Annotated in this window: 6 protein-coding genes and 1 pseudogene; 4 read left to right on the top strand and 3 right to left on the bottom strand. The window is 73.7% G+C overall.

The window, feature by feature from the left end:
• Positions 1 to 973: pseudogene (locus Q9250_RS05845) on the top strand (hypothetical protein); the annotation flags it as partial.
• Here the strand turns inward: Q9250_RS05845 and ald are convergent.
• Together ald and Q9250_RS05835 are read right to left on the bottom strand one after the other, a co-directional pair.
• A complete protein-coding gene (ald, locus tag Q9250_RS05840) occupies positions 940 to 2,052 on the bottom strand; it encodes an alanine dehydrogenase (RefSeq protein WP_306233646.1) in 1,113 nt (370 codons plus the stop codon). The pseudogene Q9250_RS05845 and the gene ald sit on opposite strands and share 34 nt — an antisense overlap.
• Complete coding sequence (locus Q9250_RS05835; protein WP_306233645.1) at positions 2,052 to 3,383, bottom strand: aminotransferase class III-fold pyridoxal phosphate-dependent enzyme; 1,332 nt, start codon at positions 3,381 to 3,383, stop codon at positions 2,052 to 2,054. Before Q9250_RS05835 ends, ald begins: the two co-directional genes overlap by 1 nt.
• 57 nt (positions 3,384 to 3,440) lie before the next feature.
• Between Q9250_RS05835 and Q9250_RS05830 the strand changes: the two genes are divergently transcribed.
• Positions 3,441 to 3,989, top strand: a complete 549-nt coding sequence (locus Q9250_RS05830; RefSeq protein ID WP_306233644.1) for an OsmC family protein — start codon at positions 3,441 to 3,443, stop codon at positions 3,987 to 3,989.
• Positions 3,989 to 5,086: a 1-deoxy-D-xylulose-5-phosphate reductoisomerase gene (dxr, locus tag Q9250_RS05825; RefSeq protein ID WP_306233643.1), complete on the top strand. Its 1,098-nt coding sequence runs from the start codon at positions 3,989 to 3,991 to the stop codon at positions 5,084 to 5,086. The genes Q9250_RS05830 and dxr overlap by 1 nt, the downstream gene beginning before the upstream one ends.
• Before the next feature lie 15 nt (positions 5,087 to 5,101).
• Here the strand turns inward: dxr and Q9250_RS05820 are convergent, their stop codons facing one another.
• The gene (locus tag Q9250_RS05820) at positions 5,102 to 5,716 is read right to left on the bottom strand and encodes a peptidase M23 (protein ID WP_306233642.1); all 615 of its coding nucleotides are present in this window, start codon (positions 5,714 to 5,716) and stop codon (positions 5,102 to 5,104) included.
• A gap of 46 nt (positions 5,717 to 5,762) precedes the next feature.
• On the opposite strand from Q9250_RS05820, the gene Q9250_RS05815 reads away from it, so the two are divergent.
• Positions 5,763 to 7,088 (top strand): M50 family metallopeptidase, encoded by a 1,326-nt coding sequence (locus Q9250_RS05815; RefSeq protein WP_306233641.1) that lies wholly within the window; start codon positions 5,763 to 5,765, stop codon positions 7,086 to 7,088.
• Positions 7,089 to 7,265 lie beyond the last annotated feature (177 nt).

The following is a 7,265-nucleotide window of genomic DNA, read 5'->3' as shown; positions in this document are numbered from 1 at the left end:
GGCCGCCGCGCTGCCGCGGCCGCCGCGACCGTGGTGCGAGCCGCTGCCGGCACGGCTCGCGCTGTCCGAGGTGGGCGGCGACGGCCTGCGCCTGGGCCTCGTCGACCGCCCGTCGCAGCAGCGGGTCGAGGCCGTCGAGTGGCGGCCGGCGACCGACGGGCCGCTGCTGGCGATCGGCGGAGCGGCGAGCGGGCGCTCGAGCCTGGCCGAGCTGGCGGCGGGGCAGCTCGGCACGCTGGTCGTCGACCGGGAGGACGCGCTCTGGGACGCGCTGCAGGAGCCAGGGCCGCTGGTGGTCGACGACCTCGACCTGCAGCTCGCGCGACTGGGGGAGGAGCAGCAGACGATCGTCGCGCAGCTGCTGGCGCGACGCATGCGCGAGGGCGCCGCGGTCGCGCTCACCGCGCGCCGGGTGTCCTCCGCGATGAGCCAGCTCGCGGCGCTCGCAGAGGTGCGGATCCTGCTGCGCATCGCCAGCAGGCAGGAGCACATCGTGGCCGGCGGCTCGGGCCCGCTGCACGATGCCGCGCTGGCGCCCGGGGCCGGCTGGCTGCACGACGAGCGCATCCAGCTCGCGCTGCCGCCCGAGCCGGTCGATCGGCGGCGGCCGCGCTCCGTGCCGCTGCGCTCCGAGCGGTGCGCGGTGATGCTGGGCGCCGGCGTCGAGGCGCCCCTCGCGCTGCTGGGCGACCGCGCGCGGCGCGCGGCGCGACCGGGCACGGCGGCGGGCAGCGCGCACCCCGATGTGGTCATCGGCACCGTTGCCGAGTGGGAGGCCGCCTGGGGCGAGCTCGACCGGCTGCGCGCCGACCGGCCGGTGGTCGTGCTCGGGGTCGACGAGCGGCAGCTGCGGCAGGTGCTGCGGCACGCGCCGCCGCCCCCGCCGATGCGCTCTGCGCCCGCCTGGGTGCTCGAGGGCGGCCGCTTCGAGCGGCTGCGCTACCCGAGCAGCGAGGCGACCGGCGTCTCCTGAACGCCGAGCGCCGAGGCGACGCCCTGGTGGGTCACCCGACCGCCGGCGGCGTTCAGGCCCGCCGCGAGGCCGGCATCCGCCTGCAGCGCCGCTCGCCAGCCGAGGTCGGCCAGCCGCAGCGTCGCCGACAGCGTCGCGTTGGTGAGCGCCTCGGTCGACGTGCGCGGCACGGCGCCGGGCAGGTTCGCGACGCACGCGAAGAGCGTCTCGTGCACGCGGAAGGTGGGGTCGCGGTGCGTGGTCGGGTGCGAGTCGGCGAAGCAGCCGCCCTGGTCGATCGCGATGTCCACGAGCACGGAGCCCGGGCGCATGCGCGCGACCATGTCGTTCGTGACGAGCTTCGGCGCCTTCGCGCCGGGGATCAGCACCGAGCCGATCACCAGGTCGGCGTCGAGCACGGCCTGCTCGACGGTGACCCGGTTCGAGTGCAGCGTCTGCACGCGGCCGCCGTAGATCGTGTCGAACTGGCGCAGCCGCGGCAGCGACACGTCGAGCACGGTCACCCGCGAGCCGAGGCCCACGGCCATCTCGACCGCCGCCGTGCCGGCGACGCCGCCGCCGAGCACCACCGTGTGACCGGCGCGCGTGCCGGGCACGCCGCCCAGCAGCAGGCCGGCGCCGCCCTGCGGGGCGGTCAGCAGCGAGGCGCCGTGCGTGACCGAGAGCCGCCCGGCGACCTCGCTCATGGGCGCGAGCATGGGCAGCGAGCCGTCGGGGGCGCGCACCGTCTCGTAGGCGATGGCGGTGGTGCCGCGCTCGAGCAGCGCCTGCGCCAGCTCGGGGGCCGCTGCCAGGTGCAGGTAGGCGAAGAGCGTCAGGTCGTCGCGCAGCAGGTCGAGCTCGCCCTCGACCGGCTCCTTGACCTTCAGCACCATCTCAGCCGACCAGGCCTCGGCCGCCGTCGCCACGATGCGCGCGCCAGCGGCCGCGAAGGCCTCGTCGGGGATGCCGCTGCCGAGGCCGGCGCCCGTCTCCACGAGCACCTCGTGGCCGCGAGCGACGAGCTCGGTGGCGCCGGTCGCCGTGAGGGCGACCCGCTGCTCGTCGGTCTTGATCTCGCGGGGGACGCCGACCTGCATCAGGCGGTCTTCGTCGAGGCGATGGCGCGGTCGATGACCTCGACTGCCTCACGCAGCTGGTCGTCGGTGATCGCCAGGCTCGGCAGGAAGCGCAGCACGTTGTAGTCGGTGCCGGCCGTCAGCACCAGCACGCCGTCGAGACCGGCAGCGGCCGCGATCGGTGCGGTCGGGATGGGCGCGCCCGAGGAGGGGTCGATGAACTCGATCGCGAGCATCGCACCGCGGCCGCGGACCTCGATGATCTCCTCGTGCTTCTCGGCGAGGCCGTCGAGCAGCGGGCGCAGCACGCGCTCGATGCGCTGCGCCTCGGCGTTCAGGTCGTTGGCCTCGATCTGCTCGAAGACGGCGACCGCCGCGGCGCACGAGACGGGGTTGCCGCCGAAGGTGCCGCCGATGCCGCCGGTGTGCACGGAGTCCATGATCTCGGCGCGGGCCGTGACGCCGGCGAGCGGCATGCCGCCCGCGATGCCCTTGGCCGACAGCACCATGTCGGGCTCCCAGCCGAACAGCTCGGAGGCGAAGGTGGCGCCGGTGCGGCAGATGCCCGACTGCACCTCGTCGGCGATCATGACGACGCCGTTCGCGGTGCACCACTCCTGCATGGCGGGCAGGTAGCCGTCGGCGGGCACGATGAAGCCGCCCTCGCCCTGGATGGGCTCGATCACGAGGCAGGCGAGGTCGGCGACGCCGACGTGCTTCTCGAGGTAGTACTGGGTGCGCTCGGCCGCCTCGAGGCCGTCGAGGCCGTCCTGCAGCGGGTACGAGCCCGGCGCGTGGAAGATGTCGGAGGCGAGCGGGCCCATGCCGGTCGCGTACGGCGCCGGCTTGTAGTTCATGGTCATGGTGAGGTTCGTGCGGCCGTGGTAGCCGTGCTCGACGACGGCGACCGCGCGGCGGCCCGTGTGCTTGCGGGCGATCTTCACGCCGTTCTCGACGGCCTCCGAGCCGGAGTTGATGAAGAACGACTTCTTCGGGAAGTCGCCGGGGGTGTGCTTGGCGAGGTACTCGGCGACGCGCACGTAGGGCTCGTACGGGGTGGTGCCGAACAGCGAGTGCGTCAGCTTGCCGACCTGCTCGCGCACGGCCGCGACGACCGCGTCGTTCGTGTGGCCGATGGTGGTGACGCCGATGCCGCAGCCCAGGTCGATGAAGCGGTTGCCGTCGACGTCGGTGATGATCGCGTCGTGCGCCGAGGCGACGAAGACCGGCAGCTGGTGCGGGATCCCCTGCGCCACGGCCGCAGCCTTTCGCTCGAGCAGGGCACGGCTGTTGGGCCCCGGGATCTCGGTGACGACGGAGCGGGAGGACGCAGAAACGGCGATGTCAGTCATGCCCGAATCCTACGCCAGCGGGCGCGCGGGCCATACGACCCGCCTACGCTGGGTGCCATGCCGATGCGCCATGCCTATGCCGTCGAGATCGAGTGGACGGGAGCCGGTGCCGAGGGCACCGCGACCTACCGCTCCTACACCCGCGACCACGTCGTGCGCATCGACGGGCTGCCCGACATCCTGGGCTCCGCCGACCCGACGTTCCGCGGCGACCGCACCCGCCACAACCCCGAGCAGCTGCTGCTGACGGCGCTCGCGCAGTGCCACATGCTCAGCTACCTGCACCAGGCGGCGAGCCGCGGCATCGTCGTCACCGCCTATACCGACGCGGCGACCGGCGAGATGGAGACGAGCGGCACCGGCGGCCGCTTCACCCGGGCGGCGCTGCACCCGGTGGTGACGATCGCCGACGCCGCGCAGGCGCACGACGCCCTCGACGCGCACCTGCAGGCATCCCGCGACTGCTTCATCGCCTCCAGCGTCGCGTTCCCGGTGCTGCACGAGCCGACCATCGTCGTCGAGGGTCGGGTCGTGGCCCGGCACGGCGCAGTCGACGGCACGGCCGACGGCGCAGGCGACGGCTCGGTCGACGGAGCGGCGCGGTGATGGCGCAGCAGCAGCAGCGCCGCCGGGTGATCATCCTCGGATCGACGGGCTCCATCGGCACCCAGACGCTCGACGTGATCCGCGCGAACCCCGATCGCTTCGAGGTCGTCGGCCTCGTCGCGGGCCGCGACCAGGCAGGCCTCGATGCGCAGCAGGCGGCCTTCGGCGGCGAGGCGGCGCTCGGCGCCGACGCCGCGGTCATCATGATCGAGTCGGTCGACTGCGACGTGGTCGTCAACGGCATCACCGGCTCGGTGGGCCTCGCGCCGACGCTCGCCGCGCTCGACGCCGGCCGCACGCTCGCACTCGCCAACAAGGAGTCGCTCATCGCCGGCGGCGACCTCGTCATGCGCCGCGCGCAGCCCGGCCAGATCGTGCCGGTCGACTCCGAGCACTCGGCGATCGCGCAGTGCCTGCGATCCGGCGACCACGGCGAGGTGCGCAGGCTCGTGCTCACCGCATCCGGAGGCCCGTTCCGCGGCTGGAGCCGCGAGCGGATGGCCGACGTGGCACCGGCGGATGCGCTGGCGCACCCCACGTGGGACATGGGACCGATGGTGACCACGAACTCCGCGACGCTGGTGAACAAGGGGCTCGAGGTGATCGAGGCGCACCTGCTGTTCGACGTGCCGTTCGACCGCATCGACGTGACGGTGCACCCGCAGTCGATCGTGCACTCGATGGTCGAGTTCGTCGACGGCTCGACGATCGCGCAGGCCTCGCCGCCCGACATGCGCCTGCCGATCTCGCTCGGCCTCGACTGGCCGCGCCGCGTGCCCGGCGTCGGCGCACCGCTCGACTGGAGCACCGCATCCGCCTGGACCTTCGAGCCTCTCGACGAGCGGGCGTTCCCATCGGTGGCGCTCGCGAAGAAGGTCGGCAGGGCCGGCTCGACCTTCCCGGCGGTGTTCAACGCGGCGAACGAGCAGGCCGTGACGGCCTTCCACAAGGGCGAGATCGGCTTCCTCGACATCCTGCCGGTGGTCGAGCGGGTGCTCGACCAGCACGAGCCGGGCGAGCTGACGCTCGAGCGGGTGCTGCAGGCCGAGCGCTGGGCGCGCGCCACCGCCGACGAGCTGGCGGGCGTCGACCGGTAGCGCGGATGCGGCCGTTCAGCCGACCGGCTCGACCACCACGACCGCGTCGGCTCCGTCGACCGCGGCGACCACCTCGCCCGCGTCGTCCCACCAGCGCTCGTAGTGCTCGGGATCGCGGTTGATCTGCACCGCGGGCGCGACGCGGGTCGGCCGCATCCCGTCGCGCGCCTCGACCTCGGCGAGCGCCCGGAAGAAGAGCACGGCCGAGCCGTAGGCATCCATGCGCACCTCGTACGGCCCCCACGGGTCGCGCTGCTGGAAGAGCCCGCGAGAGTCGGGCCCGGCCCGGTCGCCGCGGTCGAGCACGCGCAGGCTCGACTCGCCCATCGCGGTCATCACCCCGAGGCGCACGTCGCGCTCGGAGAGCCCGAGGTCGCGCGCGGCCTGCATGACGATCGCGGCGTTCTCGAGCTGCTCGCCGCGCCAGCCGGCCGCCGACACGGGCAGGTCACCCACCACCCTCGCGGTCTGGCGCACCGGGTCGTCCTGCGCTCGCACCACGAGCCACGCGAAGAGCAGCACGAGCACCATCCCGATCGCGCCGAGCACGACGAGGCCGCGCTTCGACGTCGACCCGGGGATGCGCTCGACGGTGCTCGAACCGCGGCTCGATGCTGGGGCCGCTGCCATGTGCGTCAGCGTAGGAGCACTGACTGTGGGGCTAGCCTGAGCGGCGATGGAATCCGTGCTGCTCTACGTCCTGGGCGTGCTGGTCGTCGTCGTCGGCCTCGCCGTGTCGATCGGCCTGCACGAGCTCGGCCACCTCTGGCCGGCGAAGCTCTTCGGCGTGCGCGTCGGCCAGTGGATGATCGGCTTCGGCCCCACGGTCTTCTCCTTCCGCAGGGGCGAGACCGAGTACGGCATGAAGTGGATCCCGCTGGGCGGCTACATCTCGATGTCGGGCATGTTCCCGCCGGTGAGGCCGGGCGGTCAGTCGAGGGATGCGTCCACGGGGTTCCTCGACACGCTCGTCCAGGATGCGCGCGACTCGAGCGCCGACACGATCCACGAGGGCGAGGAGCACCGGGCGTTCTGGCGGCTCGCCACCTGGAAGCGGATCGTGATCATGCTCGGTGGGCCGACGATGAACCTCGTGCTCGCGATCGGCATGTACGCGCTGGTGCTGTCGGGCTTCGGCATCGCGGTGCCGTCGACGACGGTGTCGACCGTCTCGGAGTGCGTGATCCCGGCGAGCGAGGAGCGCGCCGAGTGCGCGCCCGGCGACCCGCTGGCGCCCGCCGCCGAGGCCGGCATGCTGCCGGGCGACACGATCGTCGCGGTCGACGGCCGCCCGGCGGGGGAGTGGGCCGATGTGCAGGCCGCGATCCGCGAGCTCGCCGGCACCCCGACCGAGTTCGTGGTCGAGCGCGACGGCACCGAGCAGGCGCTGACCATCACCCCGCTCGCGACCGAGCGCTACGTCTTCGACGATCGCGGCGAGCAGGTCGAGGTCGACGGCGCACTGTTGACCGAGACGGTCGGCTTCGTCGGCGTCGGGCCGCAGTACGCGGTCGAGCAGCAGCCGCTCAGCGCCGTGCTGCCCGCGGTCGGCGACAACGTGGTGCGGGTGGGCGAGCTGATCCTCAACCTGCCGCAGCGCCTCGTCGACGTCGCCGAGGCCGCGTTCGGCCCGGGGGAGCGCGACCCCAACGGCCCCATGTCGGTGGTCGGCGTCGGCCGCATGGCCGGCGAGATCGCCGCGCTCGACCAGGTGCCGGTGCTCGAGCGCGTGAGCGCGATGGTGCAGCTGCTCGCGAGCCTCAACGTGGCGCTGTTCGTGTTCAACCTGATCCCGCTCATGCCGCTCGACGGCGGCCACATCCTCGGCGCCCTCGTCGACGCGGTGCGGCGCGGCTGGGCGAAGCTGCGCGGTCGCGTGGCGCAGCCGCTCGACACGGCGAAGTGGGTGCCGGTCACCCTGGTCGTCACCGCCGTGCTCGGCATCATGAGCGCGCTGCTCATCTACGCCGACATCGTGAAGCCGATCAGCCTCTTCGGCTGAGCCGCGGGCGCCACTCCCGCGCCCGCGTCGCGAGCAGCGGACGGATCCGCCATCCGGCGCGAATCGCGGACGGATCGTCCGCTGCCGGCGACATCTCCGCGTCTCGTGACGGGCTCGCCCGGCTGCCCCGCGGCGGCGACCCCTCGGCGGCGACCTCAGGCGGCGACCGCTCAGGCG

It is taken from the genome of Agrococcus beijingensis (assembly GCF_030758955.1).
In the GTDB taxonomy this organism is placed as follows: domain Bacteria; phylum Actinomycetota; class Actinomycetes; order Actinomycetales; family Microbacteriaceae; genus Agrococcus; species Agrococcus beijingensis.
Note: the sequence above shows the minus strand (reverse complement) of the source record. Positions and strands in the feature narration are given on the sequence as shown.

Excerpts from the sequence above, each read along its gene's own strand:
- ald (WP_306233646.1), bottom strand. The coding sequence starts at position 2,052 with ATGCAGGTCGGCGTCCCCCGCGAGATCAAGACCGACGAGCAGCGGGTC.
- dxr (WP_306233643.1), top strand. The coding sequence starts at position 3,989 with ATGGCGCAGCAGCAGCAGCGCCGCCGGGTGATCATCCTCGGATCGACG.
- Q9250_RS05830 (WP_306233644.1), top strand. The coding sequence starts at position 3,441 with ATGCCGATGCGCCATGCCTATGCCGTCGAGATCGAGTGGACGGGAGCC.
- Q9250_RS05835 (WP_306233645.1), bottom strand. The coding sequence starts at position 3,383 with ATGACTGACATCGCCGTTTCTGCGTCCTCCCGCTCCGTCGTCACCGAG.
- Q9250_RS05820 (WP_306233642.1), bottom strand. The coding sequence starts at position 5,716 with ATGGCAGCGGCCCCAGCATCGAGCCGCGGTTCGAGCACCGTCGAGCGC.
- Q9250_RS05815 (WP_306233641.1), top strand. The coding sequence starts at position 5,763 with ATGGAATCCGTGCTGCTCTACGTCCTGGGCGTGCTGGTCGTCGTCGTC.